Annotated in this window: 20 protein-coding genes and 1 riboswitch; of the genes, 7 read left to right on the forward strand and 13 right to left on the reverse strand. The window is 62.4% G+C overall.

Annotation, left to right across the window (positions count from 1 at the left end; translation table 11 throughout):
- Positions 1-200: 200 nt before the first annotated feature.
- Complete coding sequence (locus HAP48_RS31825) at positions 201-1,097, forward strand: LysR family transcriptional regulator (RefSeq protein WP_166203846.1); 897 nt, start codon at positions 201-203, stop codon at positions 1,095-1,097.
- Between the two features lie 48 nt (positions 1,098-1,145).
- Here HAP48_RS31825 and folB read toward each other — a convergent pair whose 3' ends face one another.
- The 5 genes from folB to HAP48_RS50970 form a co-directional block, all read right to left on the reverse strand.
- A complete protein-coding gene (gene folB, locus HAP48_RS31830) occupies positions 1,146-1,553 on the reverse strand; it encodes a dihydroneopterin aldolase (RefSeq protein WP_166203847.1) in 408 nt (135 codons plus the stop codon).
- Between the two features lie 35 nt (positions 1,554-1,588).
- Positions 1,589-1,669: riboswitch (ZMP/ZTP riboswitch) on the reverse strand.
- A gap of 107 nt (positions 1,670-1,776) precedes the next feature.
- Positions 1,777-4,098 (reverse strand): PAS domain-containing sensor histidine kinase, encoded by a 2,322-nt coding sequence (locus tag HAP48_RS31835; protein ID WP_166203848.1) that lies wholly within the window; start codon positions 4,096-4,098, stop codon positions 1,777-1,779.
- 193 nt (positions 4,099-4,291) lie between these two features.
- Entirely contained in the window at positions 4,292-5,680 is a 1,389-nt protein-coding gene (locus tag HAP48_RS31840; protein ID WP_166203849.1) for a cation-efflux pump, read from the reverse strand.
- Positions 5,681-6,028: 348 nt separating this feature from the next.
- Entirely contained in the window at positions 6,029-6,511 is a 483-nt protein-coding gene (locus tag HAP48_RS31845; RefSeq protein ID WP_210292702.1) for a hypothetical protein, read from the reverse strand.
- A gap of 14 nt (positions 6,512-6,525) precedes the next feature.
- Positions 6,526-6,747 (reverse strand): hypothetical protein, encoded by a 222-nt coding sequence (locus HAP48_RS50970; protein WP_338833588.1) that lies wholly within the window; start codon positions 6,745-6,747, stop codon positions 6,526-6,528.
- 343 nt (positions 6,748-7,090) lie between these two features.
- On the opposite strand from HAP48_RS50970, the gene HAP48_RS31855 reads away from it, so the two are divergent.
- A complete protein-coding gene (locus tag HAP48_RS31855) occupies positions 7,091-7,585 on the forward strand; it encodes a septal ring lytic transglycosylase RlpA family protein (protein WP_175612244.1) in 495 nt (164 codons plus the stop codon).
- A gap of 43 nt (positions 7,586-7,628) precedes the next feature.
- Positions 7,629-8,285: a phosphoribosylanthranilate isomerase gene (locus HAP48_RS31860; protein WP_166203851.1), complete on the forward strand. Its 657-nt coding sequence runs from the start codon at positions 7,629-7,631 to the stop codon at positions 8,283-8,285.
- A gap of 112 nt (positions 8,286-8,397) precedes the next feature.
- Here the strand turns inward: HAP48_RS31860 and HAP48_RS31865 are convergent, their stop codons facing one another.
- From HAP48_RS31865 to HAP48_RS31900, 8 genes are all read right to left on the reverse strand, one after another.
- The gene (locus HAP48_RS31865) at positions 8,398-9,366 is read right to left on the reverse strand and encodes a zinc-binding dehydrogenase (RefSeq protein ID WP_166203852.1); all 969 of its coding nucleotides are present in this window, start codon (positions 9,364-9,366) and stop codon (positions 8,398-8,400) included.
- Between the two features lie 175 nt (positions 9,367-9,541).
- Complete coding sequence (locus HAP48_RS31870; RefSeq protein ID WP_166203853.1) at positions 9,542-10,537, reverse strand: NAD(P)H-dependent flavin oxidoreductase; 996 nt, start codon at positions 10,535-10,537, stop codon at positions 9,542-9,544.
- Positions 10,538-10,885: 348 nt separating this feature from the next.
- Positions 10,886-11,320 (reverse strand): CBS domain-containing protein, encoded by a 435-nt coding sequence (locus HAP48_RS31875; protein WP_166203854.1) that lies wholly within the window; start codon positions 11,318-11,320, stop codon positions 10,886-10,888.
- Between the two features lie 295 nt (positions 11,321-11,615).
- Positions 11,616-12,932: an oxalate/formate MFS antiporter gene (gene oxlT / locus HAP48_RS31880; protein WP_166203855.1), complete on the reverse strand. Its 1,317-nt coding sequence runs from the start codon at positions 12,930-12,932 to the stop codon at positions 11,616-11,618.
- A gap of 247 nt (positions 12,933-13,179) precedes the next feature.
- Positions 13,180-14,472, reverse strand: coding sequence for an oxalate/formate MFS antiporter (oxlT, locus tag HAP48_RS31885; RefSeq protein ID WP_175612245.1), 1,293 nt, complete (start codon positions 14,470-14,472; stop codon positions 13,180-13,182).
- A gap of 359 nt (positions 14,473-14,831) precedes the next feature.
- A complete protein-coding gene (locus tag HAP48_RS31890) occupies positions 14,832-14,969 on the reverse strand; it encodes a hypothetical protein (RefSeq protein WP_166203856.1) in 138 nt (45 codons plus the stop codon).
- A gap of 188 nt (positions 14,970-15,157) precedes the next feature.
- Entirely contained in the window at positions 15,158-15,394 is a 237-nt protein-coding gene (locus HAP48_RS31895) for an autotransporter domain-containing protein (protein ID WP_166203857.1), read from the reverse strand.
- Entirely contained in the window at positions 15,364-15,630 is a 267-nt protein-coding gene (locus HAP48_RS31900; protein ID WP_166203858.1) for an autotransporter outer membrane beta-barrel domain-containing protein, read from the reverse strand. Before HAP48_RS31900 ends, HAP48_RS31895 begins: the two co-directional genes overlap by 31 nt.
- Before the next feature lie 35 nt (positions 15,631-15,665).
- Between HAP48_RS31900 and HAP48_RS31905 the strand changes: the two genes are divergently transcribed.
- From HAP48_RS31905 to HAP48_RS31920, 4 genes are all read left to right on the forward strand, one after another.
- On the forward strand, positions 15,666-15,869 hold the full coding sequence (locus tag HAP48_RS31905) for a helix-turn-helix domain-containing protein (protein ID WP_224496702.1): 204 nt from the start codon (positions 15,666-15,668) through the stop codon (positions 15,867-15,869).
- A gap of 20 nt (positions 15,870-15,889) precedes the next feature.
- The gene (locus tag HAP48_RS31910) at positions 15,890-16,006 is read left to right on the forward strand and encodes a helix-turn-helix domain-containing protein (RefSeq protein WP_420869826.1); all 117 of its coding nucleotides are present in this window, start codon (positions 15,890-15,892) and stop codon (positions 16,004-16,006) included.
- A 180-nt stretch (positions 16,007-16,186) separates the two neighbouring features.
- Complete coding sequence (locus HAP48_RS31915; protein ID WP_166203859.1) at positions 16,187-17,359, forward strand: serpentine receptor domain-containing protein; 1,173 nt, start codon at positions 16,187-16,189, stop codon at positions 17,357-17,359.
- A 501-nt stretch (positions 17,360-17,860) separates the two neighbouring features.
- On the forward strand, positions 17,861-20,464 hold the full coding sequence (locus HAP48_RS31920; RefSeq protein ID WP_166215352.1) for an MASE1 domain-containing protein: 2,604 nt from the start codon (positions 17,861-17,863) through the stop codon (positions 20,462-20,464).
- Positions 20,465-20,467: the final 3 nt, after the last annotated feature.

Here is a 20,467-nt window from a genome sequence, read left to right on the forward strand (position 1 = left end):
AATCCTTCGAAACATCAATAAAGCTGTCTCATGCGGCGATTGCGAAACGCGATTAATAGCGTTGCGCAATCGGACCATTTAGGATCGCAATAATGGTCTGGAATCACGCACTTCCGTCGCGTATTGGGATTGGGGATCGCGCCGCGGTCGTGGTACGTGTGACAGTGTTGGGACACCGTTTTTCCGATGGGGTTTGATCCTTGATCGACAAGCTGGAACTTCTGTTGGCGCTGGCCAAGGAGCGGCATTTTGGCCGGGCCGCGGAGGCCTGCGGCGTCACTCAGCCGACCATGTCGACCAGCCTCAAGCAGCTCGAGGAGATCCTCGGCGTGATGCTGGTGCAGCGCGGCTCCCGCTTCCAGGGCTTCACGCCGGAAGGGGAGCGGACGCTCGACTGGGCCCGGCGCATCGTCGGCGATACGCGGGCGATGAAGCAGGAGATCAACAGCCTCAAGGACAAGCTGTCGGGCGAGATCCGGATCGCGGCGATCCCGACCGTGCTCGGCATGGTGGCCGCGCTCACCACGCCGTTCCGGGCGCGTCATCCCGATGTGCGCTTCCGCATCCAGTCCTGCACGTCGGCCGACGTGCTCGGCCTCTTGGAAAATCTCGAGGTCGACGCCGGGCTGACCTATATCGAGAACGAGCCGATCGGCAAGGTCCGCACCATCCCGCTCTACAACGAGAGCTACCGGCTGCTGACGGCGCCCGACGCGATGTTCGGCGACCGCAAACAGGTGACGTGGAAGGAAGTCGGCACCGTGCCGCTCTGCCTGCTGACGCCCGACATGCAGAACCGCCGCATCATCGACCGTGCGCTGACCTCGGTCGGCGCGGAGGCGACGCCGACGCTGACCTCGAATTCGCTGCTGGTGCTGTACACCCATGTGAAGACCGGCCGCTGGGCCAGCGTGATGCCGGCCAAGCTCGCCGAGACGCTCGGTCTTGCCGATGCCGTGCGCAGCATTCCGATCGTCGATCCGGTCGTGGACTACAGCATCGGCATGGTGATCCCGCAGCGCGATCCGATGACGCCGCTGATCGCGGCCCTGGTGCAGGTTGCGCGTGAGGTCGCGCCGACGCTGGAGCCGTCGTAGCGTCGCGCGGCCGTCGAACCTCGCTCCCGCAGGCCGGGAGGTCCGTCATCAGGCGGTGACCATGCGCGTGTTGTCAGGTTCGATTTCCAGATCGACCCGGCCGAGGCTGATCTGGATGCCGACGCGCTCGATGGTGTGGGCAATTGGCGGGCTCGATTTCGCCACGGCGACCGTCGCGGTTTCCATCAGCGCGAAGCGCCGCAGCAGGCCGGCCGCGATGGTCTCGCCGAGCGCTTCAAGGGTCTGGAATTTGCGCGAGGACGCGATGCGCACGGCTTCGTCCACCACGGCGTCATATCTGACGGAGCAATCCAGATCATCGCTGCGATGGGTCCGTACCTCGCGCAGCGTTGCCGAAATATCGAACGTGAATCTCTGGCCGAGCGACCGTTCCTCCTCGAACAGGCCGTGATAGCCATATGTTGTGAGGCCGGTGATCGTGATCGACGTGCGCATGGGCAGCTCCTGCAGGAAGCGATTGATCGGGATGTCCCGATTGCCCAGGCGAACGGCAGGTTGCTCCGCGCTTCCCGATGGTGCTCCATCCAAGGTCGCCAGTCGCGCGAGAGGGTAGCTGAATAGCAGCTTTCGACCGCGCCAACAATCGCGATCCGCGAAGCTCCGTCATGCATTGGCGGCATCGTTTGCGCTGCAGCCGCCCACGCCGCCGGGATTTGCCTTACGCCGCCTCCGGCAGCTTGCTCTGCAGGGTGCGCGGATCGCGCGGCAGCGTGATGCGGACGACGGTGCCGACGCCGAGCCTGGAGCGCAGCCGCATCGAGCCGCCATGCAGATTGGTGAGCGAGCGCGCGATCGCAAGCCCGAGGCCCGAGCCCTGGTAGCTCTTGGTGAGCTGGCTCTCGACCTGCTCGAACGGCTTGCCGAGCCGGCGCAGCGATTCCGGCGCGATGCCGATGCCGCTGTCGGCGATCAGCAGCACGATCGAGTCGTCCAGCATCTGGCCGCGCACCAGCACGCGGCCGTGGTCCGGCGTGAACTTCACCGCGTTGGAGAGCAGGTTGACGATGATCTGCTTGACGGCGCGGCGGTCGGCGACAACCGAGATCGTACTTTCGATCTCCGATTCCAGCGACAATCCCTTGTGCTCGGCGCGACCGGAGACCACCCGCAGGGATTCCGCGAGGATGCCGGAGAGGTCGAGCGGCTCCATGTCGAACTTCATGCGGCCGGCTTCGATCCTCGACATGTCGAGGATGTCGTTGATGACCTCGAGCAGGTATTTCCCCGATGTCAGGATGTCGTGGCAGTATTCCTGGTACTTGTCCGAGCCGAGCGTGCCGAACAGTCCGCTGCCCATGATCTCGGAGAAGCCGATGATGGCGTTGAGCGGCGTGCGCAACTCGTGGCTCATATTGGCGAGGAATTTCGACTTCGCGGCGTTGGCGTCCTCGGCGCGGGTCTTTTCCTGCGAATATTTCTCGGCAAGGTCGGCGAGCTCGACCGCCTGCCGCTCCAGCTCGGATTGCGAGCGCTGCAGGTCGATCACGGTGGCGCGCAGGCGCAGATCGTTGTCGACCAGCTTCTGCTCGTGCGCCTTGATGCGGGTGATGTCGGTGCCGACCGAGACGTAGCCGCCGTCCTTGGTGCGGCGTTCGCTGATGTGCAGCCAGCTGCCGTCGTCGAGCTGCGCTTCGAAGGTGCGCGCGCCGGGCGCCGGCACGCCGCTCTCGTGCAGGCGGGTACGCACCTCGGGCATGCTGCCGACCTCGATCACGGTCTCGTAGGAGGTGCCGGGGCTGACGGCCGAGTCCGGCAACTTGTGCAGCCGCTGGAAGTGCGAGTTGCAGAGCACGAGGCGGTCCTCGGCGTCCCAGAGCACGAAGGCCTCCGGAATGGTCTCGATCGCGTCGCGCAGCCGGAGGTCGGCTTCGACCGACTTTTCCGCGAGGCTCTTCTGCTCGGTGACGTCGATGGCGATGCCGATCAGATGCAGGCCGCCGCCGGCCGCAGCGTAGCTGAGCTCGCAGCGCACGCGCAGCCAGATCCAGTGGCCGCCGACATGCCGCATGCGGAAGCTCTGGTCGATGTGATCGATCTTGCCGGCGATCAGCTGGTCGGCGATCTCGAACAGGTTGATGTCGTCGGAATTCACCAGCGTGTTGACCTCGCCGAAGGTGAGGAGGTCGTTGCGGCTGTCGAGCCCGAGCAGGGTGAACATCGACTGCGACCAGAAGATCCTGCCGCGCGACAGGTCCCAGTCCCACAATCCGCAGCGGCCGCGATTGAGCGCGGTGTCGATCCGGCCGCGCACGGCGTCGTTGATCAGATCGCCCTCGCGGGCGCGGGTCGATTGCCAGTGGAAGGCGAAGCCGAGGATCAGCACCACGAAGCTCGTGGTCGCCGACAACGTTATCGAGAGCGCTGCGTCCGATCCCCAGATCGGCTCGTTCATCTCCTGGATGACGACGACCTGGCCGGGCAGCGACTTGACAAGCTGCGAGATCGCCAGCGCGCCGGTGCCGCCCGGCAACGTCATGTCGTTCACCGTCCCCTGCTGGCCCGGCGCGATCATCAGCTGCGCGGTGGAGACGATGTCGAGGATGCGGTCGTTCTCGCCCGCGCTATCGATCGGCACCCGCGCCAGCACGCGGTGATCGGCGCCGGTGATGATGACATGGCGGCCGTAAGCGATGCCCCAGGACGGAATCAGGTCCGGCAGCAGCTCCTGCATCCGCTCGATGTTGACGAGCCGCTCGCGACGGACCGAGGTCAGGCGATCGAGACGTTCGGCGAGGATGTCGGACAGCGCAGCGAGGTCGCGCTTCATCGCGCCGCGCTTCTGCCGGGTCTGGTCGATCACCTGGACAAAGGCGCCGAGGCAGATCGTGATGAGGAAGGCGATGATGAGAGTGGGCACAGCGCGGCGCAGTGCAGGCTCGGCCGTCAGGAGCCTGTGATAGGCCGGTTTTGCGATCGATTGCGCCAATCCCTTGATCGAATCGGATTGGACGCACGCATTCGCTGCATGCGCGCGCGCCATGCCTTAGACCCCCGCTCTAAGCTGATTTTTTACCCGGTTCGGATGCTCCCCACGAGGCATCCGAATCATGATGATTTGAATCCAGATTTCGCAGGCTGTCGAGAGTCAACGATTCGTTAATGCGAAATAATTCTTGTCCAAATCAGAATCAGTGCGCGCAAAGTGAGTCCGAAACAGGAACGGCTCCGTAGAATTACGCGCGCGTTGGTTCTGCGTGACTGATCACACGCTTCACGGTGGGGAACGCGCGGCGCAGTTTGCGTTCGATTGCGTCGACGCTTTCGTGCACCTTGATCACACTCATCGAGGGCGCGGCGCGGCAATGAAAATTGACGATCTCGCCGGCGTCGGTGTTGCGGACCCGCACATTGTGGATGTCATGGATCGCGCCACCGGAGGCAAAGCCGGTCAACGCGGCCTTGATGGCTTCGACGCGGTCGGGTGCGGCGTCGGTTCCCCACGGCAGTTCCGGCTCGAGCGGCTCGATATGGGTGTCGACCTCGACGTCCTCGCCAAAATCCTCGCGGATCGCGCGCTCGAGCTCGTGGGCGATGTCGTGCGCGGCGACCAGCGCCATGTCGCTGTCGACCTCGAGGTCGATGCCGACGATCAGCCTGCCGCCGATACTGTGCACGGTGACATGGTGGATGGCGAGGCCGGAATTGCGCGCGATCACCATGATGCGCTCGCGCACGCTCTCGTTGTCGCGCGCCACCGGCACTGCGGTGAAGGTGAGGTCGGCGTCGCCGAACGTCTTGGTCATCGCCTGCTGCGCCCTGCGCTTGATGTCCTCGACGCGGTCGATCGGATAGGTGCGCGGCACCTTGGCGATGGCGTCGATGAAATGGGTGGCGCCGACCATGCGGACCCGCAGGCGGTCGACGTCGACGACGCCAGGCACCGCCTTGATGGCGGTCGTCGCCTTTTCCAGCGCGCCTTCGGGCGCGCGGTCGAGCAGGGTCTCGACCGTCTCCCGCGCCATGCGCAGGCCCAACAGGGCGATCATCACGGCGACCGCAATCGCGGCCGCGGCGTCGCCCCACCAGAAGCCGAAGCCTGCCAGCACCAGGCCGACAATGACGGCGGTCGAGCCCATCACGTCGGAGGCGAAATGCAGCGCGTCGGCGGCCAGCGCCTGGCTCTTGGTGTCGCGCGCGGCGCGGTGCAGCGCGCGGGCGCGCCACAGATTGGCGCCGATATCGATGACCAGGACGATGAAGGGAACGGCCGAGATCGACGGCGGCGGCGCGCCCTCGCGCAGATGGCTGTAGGCCTGGACCAGGATGCCGCCGGCCAGCACGTAGAGCAGGGCGATGATGAAGAGCGCCGAGACGCTCTCGAACTTGCCGTGGCCGTAATGATGCTCGGCGTCGGCCGGCTGATCCGATACCCGCACCACCGCCCAGGTGATGATGGTGGCGACCAGGTCGATCGTCGAATGCAGCGCCTCGGAGATCAGCGCCAGCGATCCGATGGCGATGCCGACGACGAATTTTGCAACGGCCATGGTGCCGCTGGCGAGGATCGAGATCGCGGCGACGGAGGTCTTGGTGGAGGGTGCGCTGGTGTTTGAAGAGCTCATGGGCGGCGGTGTAGCAGGCCGACTGTGAACATCAAGTGTCGTCAGTCACGCGCAATCGCTACTCACTTGCAACAGCAAACTGGATCGCGGAGTTGTTGCGAACTATTCCGAATCCAGCAGGCCCGTTGCGCAGGTTCATTGGCGTCATTCGGACATCAATCCTCGTTCTCGCGGCGCGTTTCCCCCGCGCTCTGCAAGTGACCGCGCCGTGAGAGGATGGGTTTCGCTGCGCTCTACCCATCTTACGCGCTGGGGTCGAGTTTGGACCCGGTGCTTTGCGCTCGAATGCGATCACCACTCACGATCCACCACCGTCGAGATGATGGCCGCGCGAGGAGCAGTCCGAGTTCACTGGCGAGTCTTGTTTTCGCTATAGCTGTTTGATGCAGCGAGGCTGTGGCAATACCAGGAAGCTTCGACGCTGCGCCAGCCTAAGTTCAGGCCGGCCTCGAGGCATTGGTTGTAGTTCTTGAAGTTGGCCGGGTTTCTGCATGTCGTCGAGTAGGCGTATTGACCGGAAACGGAGCAGCCGACCCAGGGCCGGTCGCCCGACCTGAAGCTGGATGCGCAACCATCGATGCAACTCGTCGAGATCGTCGACGACCGAGCGGAGGGGGCACGGTGGACGGCTGCGCGTTTGCTCGGTCTATGTGGAGAAGTGACTTGCCTCGGCGCGTCGACCGTGATGTTGGGGAGCGATGTGGAGCGATCGCCCGCAGGCGTTGCGGCGTTTGAAGGTGCCACGCCGCCGGGGCCGCACAGAAGAATTGCAATCGATGTGGTCGCGGCGACCTTGTTGAAGACGGCTTTGTCCGAGACGATCTGGTTCAAGCGGAACGAGGCTCTCATGGCTGTTTACCTCCCAAATCGGATGGCGATGCCATCCGGGCGACGCTCCAAGTTAGCAGATGCCTGACGAAACGTCGCGTCAGGGCTTTGTTTTCAAACGTTTCTGTGCGGTGGCGGACAAGCTGCAGCGATGCCACGATCTTGCCGCGGTGATTGTCGGCTTCCATGTGGTCGAACGCCTTGCCGATGTCTGCGAGTTTGTAGACCTGGTCGATCACCAGCCGCAGCTTGCGCGCCGCATCCGTGGGCCAAATGTCCTCGCGTACCTTGTCGAAGATCTCGCGGATCTGCTCGATCGAGCGGGCGCGGAAGGTGACGCCGATATGCTATTCACGCGTCGTCGAAGAGGTTCTGTTCAGGTCATGTTGCTGACGCAATCTCTGTCTTAGACGGGCGAGAATTAAAAACACTGTGTGGGACCGCGCCCGGTTCCCACAATGGTTCCGTCGCCGGAATTGGCACGAATCCGCAAAGAATTGGCACGAGTTAACGCCTCCGCGTTCGCTTGACCCTGTTTTGCGGAATCGGGAACCGAACGATCGAAAAATCAGTCAAGGAGTTATGATGCTGTTCGGCTCGAGCGCCGCAGTTTGCGGCGCCGTAGTTGCGCTTGCCATTTCTGGCACCGCTGCTCGAAGTGAAATCGGTGCGGTTCATTCAAGCGCCGTCGTCAGTGCCGCTTGTGGGGATGCGATCGTTGGCGCAGCATCCACGTACAATCCGTTCATGCCCGGCAAGGAGGAGGGCGGTCCGAGCACAGCCTCCGGCGAGCGTTATGATCGCTCGGTGTGGGCGGCTGCCATCAAGACAAGTTTGCGTCGGAAGTTTGGTGGGGTCCAATTTGGCGCGAGGCCGAAGTATGCCCTCGTTGAGGCTGCAGGCAAGAAGGTCATCGTCAAGATAAATGATGTGGGGCCACTAACGCCTGGCCGCATCATTGACCTCAATGAGCGGACGATGCGCTATTTCGATCCAAGCCTGCAGCTCGGAGTCATTAATGGCGTAAGGGTTAGCCCGCTCGCGGGGGACTATTGGATCCCCGGACCGGTCGGCTGAACATCGTACGCGAAAGAGCTGGACTCAGGGAGAGTGCAGAACAATGCTGACGCAAGTCTATGAAGTTGCGACACCGTCCGAAGCCGAGGCGATTTCCGCGATCGGTGTGGATCATGTCGGCGTGCTTGTCGGCGATGGTGCCTTCCCTCGCGAGCTTCCGGTTCACAAAGCAGCGGCTGTCATGAAAGCGATCCAGCCGCCGTCCGTGCTTTCAGCGCTGTTCCTCTCGTCGGATGTCGCTCTCATCGAACGGATGGTCAGGGAGCTTAATCCGCCGATCGTGCATCTTGGCGCTTCCATCGAATTGATCACGCCTGATCATGTCGTAGCGCTGCGAAAGTCTCTGCCAAAAATCAAATTCATGCGCAGCGTCCCTGTGACGGGGCCTTTGGCGGTAGACGTTGCGCGCGCATATGATGGAATTGTTGATTGGATACTGCTTGATAGTCATCGCATAGGTGATACCCAAATCGGTGCACAGGGCGTGACGCATGACTGGAGCATCAGTCGAACGATTGTCGAGACTGTTCGTACTCCGGTCATACTCGCTGGCGGCCTCGGACCAGACAATGTCAAAGAAGCCATCCGGTTGGTCCAACCTGCGGGTGTTGACTCAAAGACGAAGACCGATCGCGAAAGCGTCCACTCAAAGGACCTGGCGAAGGTCAAAGCTTTCCATCGTGCCGCGAAGAGCGGTTAGCACTCGCCGCGCCGTAGCACCGTAGGATGGGTGGGGCGAAGCGAAACCCATCCTTTCACCGCGCGGCCCGGTCGATGGGTTTCGCTTCGCTCTACCCATCCCTGCGAAGCCGCTACAGCGTCACCACGATCTTGCCGAGGTGGTTGTTCGCTTCCATGTGCGCGAACGCCTTGCCGATGTCGGCGAATTTGTAGACCTGGTCGATCGGCAGCTGCAGTTTTCGCGACTCCACCGCGGGCCAGATGTCCTTGCGCACCTCGTCGAAGATCTCGCGGATCTCCTCGATCGAGCGGGTGCGGAAGGTGACGCCGATATACTGGATGCGGCGCGCCGCGTGCAGGTCGAAGTTGAAGTCGCCATGGGTGCCGCCGAGCCGGCCGACATTGACGATGCGCCCCTTGACCTTGGTCGCCTTGAGATTCTGGTTCGCGACGGGTCCCGAGATCTGATCGACGATCAGGTCGACGCCTTCGCCGGAGGTCGCCTGCAGCACCTGATCGACCCAGCCGGGATCCTTCGAGTCCACCGCGAGATCGGCGCCGAATTCCGTCAGCCGGCCGCGGCGCATCGGATCGGTCGAGGACCCGACCACGAGCTTGGCACCCTTCAGTTTTGCAATTTGCATCGCCATCAGGCCGACGCCGGAGCTCGCGCCCTGGATCAGCACGGTCTGGCCCGCCTGCAGCGCGCCGTTGGTAATGACCGCGTTGTGCATGGTGGCGAGCGCCACGGGCAGGGTGGCGGCCTCGTCGAAATTCATGTTCGAGGGGCTGCGGAACAGCCTGCCGTGATCGGCGAGCGTGTACTCGGCGAACGCCGCGCCGCCGGAGCCCATGATCTTGTCGCCGACCTTGACGCCCTTGGCATCGGGGCCGAGCTCGGCGACCTCGCCGGCCCATTCCATGCCGAGCACGGTGCCGACGCCGCCGGCCGCGCCATGGACGTGGCCCTTGGTCATGCCGAGGTCGGCGCGATTCAGCCCGCAGGCGTGGACTTTCACCAGCACCTGGGTGCCCTTCGGCACGGGTTTTGCGACGTCTGATATCTCGGGGCCGTTGGCGCCGTACACATAGGCTTTCATGGGATTGTTCCTGGCTTGCGTGAGATTAATTCCGTCATCCTGGGGAGCCGCGAAGCGGCGTCTCGAAGGATGCACGGCCCGGCCGGTGACCGTCGACCCTTCGAGACGGCCGCTGCGCGGCCTCCTCAGGGTGACGGATTACGCAAGCCGGGCCGCAACTCATTCTACTCGATGCCTACTCCGCAGCCTGGCGCTTGCCGCCGGACATCATGACTTCCAGCCGCTCGCGGATGATCGCTTCCGCTTCGTGGACGATGCGCGAGATCAGTTCGCCGCAGGTCGGGATGTCGTGGATCAGGCCCTGCACCTGGCCGGCCGACCAGATGCCCTCGTCGGCATCGCCGGTCGAATAGACCATCTTGCCGCGGGCGCCGGCCACCAGCTCGCGGACGTCCTCGAACTTGGCGCCTTCCTTCTCCATCTGCACGACCTTGGTCGAGATCGCATTCCTGGCGACGCGCGAGGTGTTGCGCATGGTGCGGAAGATCAGCTCGGTCTCGCGCTCGTCATTGGCGACGATGCGTTCCTTGACGAGCTGATGGATCGGGCTCTCCCTGGTGCACATGAAGCGCGTGCCCATGTTGATGCCTTCGGCGCCGAGCGCCAGTGCGGCGACCAGGCCGCGCGCGTCGCCAAAACCGCCGGAGGCGATCATCGGGATCTTCACTTTGTCGGCGGCGGCCGGAATCAGGATCAGGCCGGGGGTGTCGTCCTCGCCGGGATGTCCGGCGCATTCAAAGCCGTCGATCGAGATCGCGTCGGCGCCCATCCGCTCGGCGGACAGCGCGTGGCGGACGCTGGTGCATTTGTGCAGCACTTTGACGCCGTGCTTCCTGAACTCGTCGACATGCTCCTGCGGCTTGTTGCCGGCGGTCTCGACGATCTTGATGCCGCTCTCGATGATGGCCTGGCGGTACTCGGCGTAGGGCGGCGGCTTGATCGCGGGCAGGATGGTCAGGTTGACGCCGAACGGCTTGTCGGTCAGCTCGCGGCAGCGCGCGATTTCCTTGCGCAGATCGTCCGGCGTCGGCTGCGTCAGCGCGGTGATCATGCCGAGCGCGCCGGCATTGGCGACGGCGGCAACGAGCTCCGCGCGCCCGACCCATTGCATGCCGCCCTGCACGATCGGGTGGTCGACGCCGAACATCTCGGTGAAACGTGTCTTGATCATTCTGCCCTCGGTTTCCGCTGGAATTTTCCGCGACGCGGACGGCCGCGCACGGTTTGTTTTTGATGTCGAGCGGAAGGATGCAGTCCTGACAGGCAAATGTCTACCGGCCGCCGGCGGCGCGCCCATGCGGAAATGAAGGGGCGCGCAGCGGTCAGGCGAGAGCGGGGCAGAAGTGTTTGTTCAATTGCCCAGGCGCTGCTGATCGAACACGCAGCGCCTCGAGCTATTTCCGTTCCGATTGAATCGGAACCGAGCTCTCGATTTTTTTTGACGCGTTTTCTTCACGCGAACCGGTATCCACTTCGCTCGAAAACCCTCTGTTGAGAGCGACGACAACGGAGATGCGCGTTACGCCGGCACAGACTGTTTCATCGACGCGGCGGTTTCCTCGTCGAACGCGGCTGCGATGTCGCGCATGCTGACGACGCCGATCAGGCTGTAATTGTCGATCACCGGCACGTGGCGGATGTGGTGCTTGGTCATGAGATGACGGATGTGCTCGAGCGTGTCGCTCGAGGTGCACGACACCAGCTGCTGCACCGAGACGAACTGCGACACCTTCATGCTGGCGCCGGCTGCGCCGTGCTCGGCGACCGCGCGCACCACGTCGCGCTCGGTGAACATGCCGACGGCGGTGTTGCCTTCGGTGCGAACGACATCCTTGACCACCAGCGCGCTGATATTGCTGGCGCGCATCAATTGCGCGGCGATCGCGACCGTCTCGTTCATGCGAACCGTGGCGACGCGAGGGGTTTTCTTGCACAGGATATCTCCGACTTGCATGGCAACCTCCTTGGGTTATCGTTGACAGGATTCTGGTATACAAAATACCAAATGTCAACGTGGCCACGGCAGAAATCTATCACCGGGAATTCACTGAAATAGGCAGGGTCGCTGACATTTCGGACGATTTTGAGCCGGTGCAGCGACCGGACCTTCTACCGACCCAAGTCGATTGGTATCTGGCATGCCTGGCCGCGCCTAAAGAAAGAGGCGCACCGAGGTGCGCCTCTGTCAGTTCGGGAGGAAGTCTCGAAATCAGGCCGTCTCGTCAGGCCGTCTCGTCAGGCGGTCTCGATCAAGCGGTCTTGGCGCTCGTTGCGGTTTCGGTTGCGGCGGCAGCCTCGTTGCCGTTGATGAAGGCGCGGCGCATCGGCTTGATCACGAACAGCGCCATCAGCGCCGCGGTGGCATTGAGCGCGACCGCGATCACGAACACCGCCTGCCAACCATAGCTGGCGGCGACGATGCTGGCGGCCGGCACCAGCAGCGCGGCGGTGCCCTTTGCCGTGTACAGCATGCCGTTGTTGGTGGTCGCGAACTTCGAGCCGAAGGTGTCGCCGCAGGTCGCCGGGAACAGCGAGTAGATCTCGCCGAACACGCCGAAATAGACCGCGGTTGCCAGCACGAACACCAGCGGGTTGTGGCCCCAGGTGGAGAGCGTCAGCAGCATCAGCGCGCCGGTACCGAACGCGATGAACATGGTGTGCTCGCGGCCGATATTGTCGGAGACCCAGCCGAAGAACGGCCGTCCGAAGCCGTCGAAGATGCGGTCGAGTGAGATCGCAAAGGTCAGTGCCGCCATCTGGAAGCCGGCGAGCGTCACCGGCGTGTTGGCGATCTTGTAATCGTGCGCGATCGGCGCGATCTGCGCCGCCGCCATCAGGCCGCCGGAGGCGACCATCACGAACACCAGATACATCACCCAGAAGATCGGGCTGCGCAGCACCTGCGGCGGCGTGAAGTCGATCTTGGTCTGCGGCAGATTGAGCTGCTTCTTCTTCGGCGGGATCGTGACCGCAGGCTTCTGGATGAAGAAGGCGAGCAGGAACACGATCAGGCCTTGACCGATGCCGAAATCGAAGAACGCTGTCTGATAGCCGCTCGAGGCGATCATGTTGGCGATCGGCACCACGGTCAGCGCCGCGCCGGCGCCGAACCCTGCGGCCGTTGCGCCCGCGGCAAGGCCGCGGCGGTCGGGAAACCATTTCAGCGCATTGCCGACGCAGGTGCCGTACACCGAGCCGGCGCCGATGCCGCCGATCACCGCCGCGGCGTAGAGCGCGGTGAGTGAATCAGCGTACGAGTTCAGCACCCAGGACAGCGTGATCATGACGCCGCCGAACATGATGACGATCCGCGGGCCGTATTTGTCGACGAACCAGGCCTCGACCGGCACCAGCCAGGTCTCGGTCACCACGAAGATCGTGAAGGCGAACTGGATCGCCGCGCGGCCCCAATGATGCGTGCCGTCGATCGGGTCGACGAACAGCGTCCAGCCGTATTGCAGGTTCGCGATCATCGCCATGCAGACGATGCCCATGACGAGCTGCAGCCAGCGGAAGCCACTGGACGAAGGTTGATCTTGTGTGACGGCAGTATTGCTGGAAACCATCAAGTCCTCCCGAGCGCGCTGGTCTTGTGACCGAGTGTCGCAATTATTGTGGCGTATCGTCGCAAGCGCCGCTGGAAGTTGGTATACTATATTCCAGAAAGCAAGCCCATCTTTCTGCTGCGTCGCAGCAAATCTGGCAGACGAAGCGCCGGAACCGGGGTCCATTTCGCTCGAAAACCGCTCTGGAAGAAATGAAAACGCCCGGCTTTTGGCCGGGCGCTTTCGTCAGCAGGAGTGAGGTCGTTGTTCAGGCCATAGCCGATTTCGCGACCACGATCTTTCGCCACGGTTTGAGCAGGGCGATCGCGAGCAGCGAGGCGAGGATGTTGGCGCCTGCCGCGATGATGAACACGCTGTCCCAACTGCCCGACGACTGCTGCATGTAGTTCGCGATCGGCACCAGCAGCGCCGCGGTGCCTTTCGCGGTGTAGAGCAGCCCCGCATTGGTAGTGGCGAACTTGCTGCCGAACGTGTCGGTGCAGGTCGAGGGGAACAGCGAGTAGATCTCGCCCCAGGCAAAGAACACGAAGCCCGAGAGCAGCACGAACCACACCGGATCGTGTCCCCAGAGGTAGAGCATCCAGATGCCGAAACCTTCCATGCCGAAGGCGATGAACATCGTGTTCTCGCGGCCGATCATGTCGGAGATCCAGCCGAAGAACGGACGCGTCAGGCCGTTGAGGACGCGGTCGATGGTCGCCGCGAAGGTCACGGCCGTCATCGTCACCGCCATCAGCGTCACCGGCACGCTGTCGACCTTCCAGTCGACCGCGATCGGCTTCAGGTTCGCCGTCACCATCAACCCGCCGGCGCCGACGATCACGAACATGAAGTACATCAGCCAGAAAATCGGCTGCCGCAGCACTTCGGTCGGCTGATAGTTGCGCCGGGTCTGGATGATGTTGGCATTGGCCACGACCGCCGGCACCTGTCCGGCCTTCGGCGCCAGCAGGAAGAAGGAGAGCAGCACGATGATGATGCCCTGGCCGAGACCGAAATAGAGGAAGGTGGTCTGGAAGCCGGAGTCCTTGATCATCGCCTGGATCGGCGCGACCGTGAGCGCCGAGCCCGCGCCGAAGCCGGCGGCGGTGATGCCGGCGGCAAGTCCGCGCTTGTCGGGAAACCATTTCAGCGCATTGCCGACGCAGGTGCCGTAGACACCGCCGGCGCCGATGCCGGCGACGATCATGCCGAGATAGTAGCCGTTCAGCGTGGTCGCCTGCGCGTTGATCGCCCATCCGATCGCGCAGAGGATGCCGCCGACCAGGACGACGATGCGCGGACCGTATTTATCGACGAACCAGCCCTCGACCGGCACCAGCCAGGTCTCGAACAGCACAAAGAGCGTAAAGGCCCACTGGATCGATGCGCGATCCCATCCAAACTTCTTCTGGATGTCGGGGACGAAGAACGTCCACCCGTATTGATAGTTTGCGATCATCACCATCGCGGCGACGCCGATCGCGAGTTGCGTCCAACGATATGTGTCGCTGACACGCGCGGCCGCCGGGGCCGCAGTTGCCTGAACCATGTCCGCCAATTGATCCTCCCAGTGCGCCCTTGTCGTTGCTTATGGCGCGCGACCGGCATCTTGGTATCTGATATGCCAAGGTTCAAGCTGTCGCAGCGGTAACGCGCGCTTTTGCCGCACAGGACTCAGTGGGCATCGCGGAACAGTAATTCAGCGCGCAAAGAAAATGGCCCCGAAAATCGGGGCCATTGGTCGAAGGTTTAATGTCGGGTCGGGTTTCGCGACGAAAGCCGCATCCGGTGGAGAGCGCCGGAAAACCCTTGCCTAGAGCATTTTTCGGTTCTGATTGAATCAGAACCGAAGCTCTAGATTCTTGTTTTGACGCGTTTTCTTCACGCGAACCGGTGTCCACTTCGCTCGAAAACGCTCTAGAGGCCGAAGCGCGGCAGATCGCCGTTTCGGTTGGAGATCTCCGCGCTCTTCATCAGCAGGCGGTCGATCGAGGCCAGCAGGCGGGCGAACAGGGTGGAGGAGGGCGCGAGCGCGAAAGCGGTGGTCTTGGACATTGGTGTCCCCTTTGGCTGGAAGCCAGCAACGGGCCGGCTCATCATCTGCAGCCAAATTATGTATACCAGATGCCAGGCACAACGGGCTTGTTTGCATAGCAGCATTCACGACTGTGCAATGCAGCAAAACCGGCTGGTTGGCATCCCAGATTGAGGGGGGGCGCGGATAGAATCCGGACCCCTAAGGGTCAGAATCTCCAGCCAAAACTTGCCTTTACCGAGTGATCCTGCACCCGGTCGGCGAGCTGGCCGACATAGGCGATGCCGAGGCTGGCCAGCGGCGTGATCTTGAGGTCGAGCCCGCCTTCGACCAGCGCCGCGTTGCGGGCCAGCGGCACGCCGGCCACGCTAAAACTGGTTCCAAGGTTCTGGAACCCAAGCGCCGCCGTCGGGGTCACGTCACCGAAGGCGTACTGCCAGGCCACCGAGGCGCGCGCGGCGCCAGCTGCATGCCGCCCGTCAGGGCGAAGCTCGGGGCGATGCGCGCGCCGAGGGTGGAGTAGCCGACATCTTCGCTGGTGCCGGCGCCGCGCAGTGCGGCCGCACCGGTGCCGCCGGTCTCGGCAAAACTGTCGGTGTCGAGGTGGGCCCAGGCGAGGCCGGCGAACGGCTCGAGCGCGGTGCGGCCGAGCGACAGCCCATAGCCGATCTCGCCGAACATTTGCGCCGTGGTCGCGTCAGCCGCGCCAGATCGAGGTGGCGTCGTGGATCGCCCAGGGCAAGTCGAACGAGGAGATCGCGGGCATCCTCGGCGTCGGGCTCGATGCCGTGAAGGCGCACGTCAAGGCGATCAACAGCAAGATCGATTCCGACAGCCGGCGTGCCGCGATCGTCATCGCCCACACCACGCCGCCATTCGCCGATCTGCCGCCGCTGTGGAAGCTCGGGCTGGAGGGCTGAAGACCGGCAAGGCCAAGGCGATGCGCTTCTCGACTCTGTCGGCGATCTGCCGCGAGCTGGACTGCCCACCGGGGGATATTCTGGAATATGTGCCGGGCGATGAGGGCGGCGATACTGAGAACGGTGAGGGTGGCTGATCCGATGCGCGATTGACCGAAATCGCTCGGGCTTCATTCAAAATTGAGCATTCGGCGAATTGCTGGTTGACGAAATTCGCTGATGCAACCTATTTGCGGCGTGGCTGCCGATATTCGGACGCGTGCGGCCAAGATTCGTGATCTTGTTACAGCCGCCAGCAACCTATGCGCGGAAGCAACGTGCCAGATCAAGCGCCTGTTTCGGGGCACCGCAATCCGCGCGCGCTCCTGTCTCGCGAAGTGACGATCTATTTGGTCGTCCAGTTCGTGCTGACGTGCGTAGCATTTATTCCCGGCGCGATTACCGTGGGGATATTGCTGTTCATCGTGCCCGGCTCGGTGCTCATCGTGTCCGTCACGCTGCTCGTCTATTCGATCGCCCTGCTGCCCGCTTATCTGATCAATCGACACCTTGGAAAGCGCTGGCTCGCAGCGGGCGTGGCGTTCCTCGGCCTGGCCGCCGTTGCGCTGCTGCCCCACTTCATCGACGGATACCTGCTGCACCGTCTCGTCGCGTCGGACGTCTCGTATCCGCAGAGCTCATTTCAGCCGCGATCTTTCGAGCTGCCGTATCAGGATAGGGACATGTCCTGGACGAATTGGCGGGGACAACCATTGATCAAGCCGCCGCCGCCATGCGCTGATCTTTGCCAGCAATTGCTGTTCGAGGGCAATGTCGATCAGGTTTTTGTCCACGGTGACTCGAGCGGGGATCCATTGGCGAATGGCACAATCGTGATCACGGGAGCCAAGGCTTATCGCCTGGTCAGTGACGGATCGAAGCATACGTTCCGTCCGGCTGACCTAAGCCACGACAGTTCGGCTCAGGAAATTCCAGTTGAGCAGGCGCTGAACCCGACCAAGTTCTTCAAGCCGAGGTGGCGGCGGTTTCGCCTCCAACAGCAACAAGGCTCGTGCCCCGCGACCCCCAGCATCGTCAAACTCTCACAGGAGGGACGATGCCTGATCGAGGACGTTGTCGACAGCGCCGATGCCGACGTCGTCTTGTCGATCTCCGATCCTGTCCCTGTACGCAAAGATAACGGTCCGAGCGATCCGTGTGAGGTCCTTCCCTATCGCGGGATTCAGGATGGACCCACGACAGTGACCATCGCGGAGCGGCATGAGGGCAAGTTGATCCCGGTCGAGATCAAGACAACGTTGGTGGCGCGATACGCGACACTTCCGTTCTACTTCAGCGTAAGGCCGGCAGGCCAACTCAACCTGTGTCTGGGCGTCGCGAGCGATCCGTTTCCGCGCAGCCACGCCGACCCGTATGAGATGATCAGCCGTCGCTATGGCTTGGCGATCGCGCGGGCAGAGGGTTCAGACCGGCCGCCACGATCGCGCTGACACCCTCCACCAAGCCATCGGAAATATCCGACCGAGAGCGCGCTCCCGTCATCCAAACAAGAATGGCCGCGGTTGCCCGCGGGCATTTGTCGATCTGATCGAGTGCTACGATTACTCGGCGGCCTGCTTGGGTGTTCTGGTTTGTCGCCCTGGTTTGGAGTTCCGCCGCGCCTCGTAAATCACGGCTGTGGTTTGCCCCTTTTGCCCGGACAAGATGCAGATGGCGCTAAGGTCCGCTTCTGACCCGAAGCGGTCAATAAAGCGGCAGCGAGAGTTCTTGCGCCAACAGGGAAAATGATCGCTGATGGTCTCGCCGACAGGCGGCGGGATCGGGCCGATTCGTATTCCGGAGGGCGCCGTGCCTAGTGTACCATCGCTGTTAGGTCAATGGTGCTGCCCGATGGCCGCTGGTTCGGGGCGCCTCTCTACGCACGATCGTGCGGCCATGTTTTGGTCAAAACTGCATCCGCATTCTTGAGATGCCCACTGCAAAGGCTCGCGATGGAAAGGGCAGGGTTCGCCAAGGCCAAGATTTTCGCTTTTGGCGACGCGCGGAGCGTTGCCGCCTACGCGGCCGAAATCCTGATCATTGCCGCGATTTATGGTGGCCTTGCCGAATCCGCGCGGTTGGTTCCGGCGATCAATCCAACCGCGACACCGCTATGGCCACCAACCGGGCTTGCGCTCGCGCTGGTCCTGCTGCGCGGCTACCGGATCTGGCCCGCGATCCTGGTGGGGGCCGTTTCTCCCTGCCTCATGGCCGACCGATCGCTCCTGGAGTTTGGCGCCGCCGGGATCGGCAGCCTGCTTGCTGCATTTGCCGGGACATGGCTGATTGGCCGCTGGTCGAACGGTAGCCAGACGTTTGCCACATCGTCGGGTGTCGCAAAGTTTGCGATCATTTGCTTTGCGCCGACCACGATCATCAGCTCAACCATCGCCTTGGCCGGTGTCACGCTCGCCAACGAATCGAGCTTGTCCGATTCCGTCGTCGCCGGGTTGACCTGGTGGCTTGCGGACGCTGCTGCGGCCCCGGTGATTGCTCCTGTCATCGTGCTCTGGGCGACGATGCCCTTACGCATTTTTTCCAAATGGAACTTGTTGGCATCGATCACGGTCGCTGCCCTCGCGGGTATCATCGGGCTCGTTGCTTACAGCCCGCTCATCGGGAGCGACCTCGTCAGCAACGACCTCGAGGTGTTGCTGCCGCATCGGAGCCTTCTGGGCTTTCTGGTCTTACTCCCCTTGATCTGGGCCGGCCTGCGCGGCGGTCGATGCACCGTGGCGACGGCCGCGCTGATTTTCATCGGAGTGGCCGTGTGGGGATTCTCGGTGGGGAATGATCCATTTCCGAAAATGGATCCGAATGGAGCGCTGCTATCCTTGCTCATGCTTTCGATCAGCGTATCGGCGCCGCCGCTTGCCTTGGCCGCGGCAATCGCGACGCACCAGACCAGGGAAGCCCATTTGCTTTCTGTCCAGGACCAACTGAACGGTCAACTTGAACGGAAAGCCTTGGCGCTCGACAACATCAGACGGCACTTCCAAACCCTTATCGAAGGCGTTGTCGACTATGCAATTTTTGCGCTTGATAGAGAAGGACATGTGACGAGCTGGAATAGCACCGCTCAAAAGATCACCGGTTACACCTCGGAAGAAATCGTAGGCAAGCACTTCGGGATATTTTATCGGCCGGATGAACGCCGCGCGGGTTCGCCGACACACGCGCTGGAGTCGGCAATCGAAGGAGGCAAGTACGACGTAGAGGGTTGGCGTATCAGAAAGAATGGTACGCCGTTTTTCATCACCGGCTCGGTCTCTTCGAGCCGTGATGACGCAGGAAATCTGATCGGTTTCATCAGTATCCTGCGCGACGCGACGGAGCGACGCGACGCCGAGGAGAAGCTGGTCCAGGCGCGCGAACAGCTCGCGATGTCCCAGAAAATGGAGGCAATCGGCAAGCTGACTGGCGGGATTGCCCATGACTTCAACAATCTGTTGATGATCATCGGAGGCAGCGCCCAGATATTTCAACGCCTGCTTGATCCAAAACTGCCAAAAGCGATCGAAGCCATACAAACCGCAGCCAAACGCGGCGAAAGTCTCACGCGCCAATTGTTGACATTCTCCCGTCACCAGCATCTCAGCCCGACGGTCGTTGATCTCAATGCGTCCATCAAGAACATGCGGACCATGATCGAGAGCTCGCTGCGCGGCAACATCGTGTACAACGAGAACGTTGGTGACGGTGTTGCGCCGGTCAAGGTGGACCTCGCCGAGCTGGAACTTGCGATCGTCAACATCGCCGTCAATGCGCGAGACGCAATGACAAGCGGCGGCACGTTCACGTTATCCGTCCACGCGGTGATCGCAGATCAGGACACCGGCGGCGATCGCCGTGGCAAGGCCTTCTTTGCGATAACACTGGGCGACACGGGCACCGGTATTCCGCCGAATCTTCTGTCCAAGATGTTCGATCCATTCTTCACGACCAAAGAGGTCGGCAAGGGGACCGGGCTCGGTTTGTCTCAGGTTTATGGTTTTGCGCACCAGGCGGGCGGAACGGTGACGGCAGACAGCAAGGTTGGACAGGGAACAACGATCACAATCTATTTGCCGTCCTGCGCAGACGAGCAGATCACCAGCAAAGAGCTCGCCGCTGCCCGGGCAAGGCCAAGGCAGCCGCAGCGGCAGACGGTTCTCGTTGTCGACGATAGCCCCGAAGTGGCGGATGTGACATCCTCGCTGTTCGAGCATCTGGGTTATGAAACCATCTATCGAGATTCAGCCGAAGCGGCATTGAAATTGCTCGATACCGGTACAAAGATCGATCTCGTCTTCAGCGATATCGTGATGCCAGGGACCATCGATGGCGTCGGGCTCGCGAGAGAAGTTCGGTCGCGATATCCCGGTTTGCCGATAGCCCTTACGACCGGTTACAGCGATGCCGCAAAAGCAGCTCCGCCAAGCCTGAGAATACTCCGCAAGCCGTTCGATACCGAGGCACTGAGAGATTTTATCCAGGATCTTGCGCCGCCGAGATCAGCGCGATCATCCGGCATACCCTTGGCGTCAGGCACGACTGACGCCGTGCGCAGAAGTTGACCG

Source organism: Bradyrhizobium septentrionale (assembly GCF_011516645.4).
GTDB lineage: Bacteria > Pseudomonadota > Alphaproteobacteria > Rhizobiales > Xanthobacteraceae > Bradyrhizobium > Bradyrhizobium septentrionale.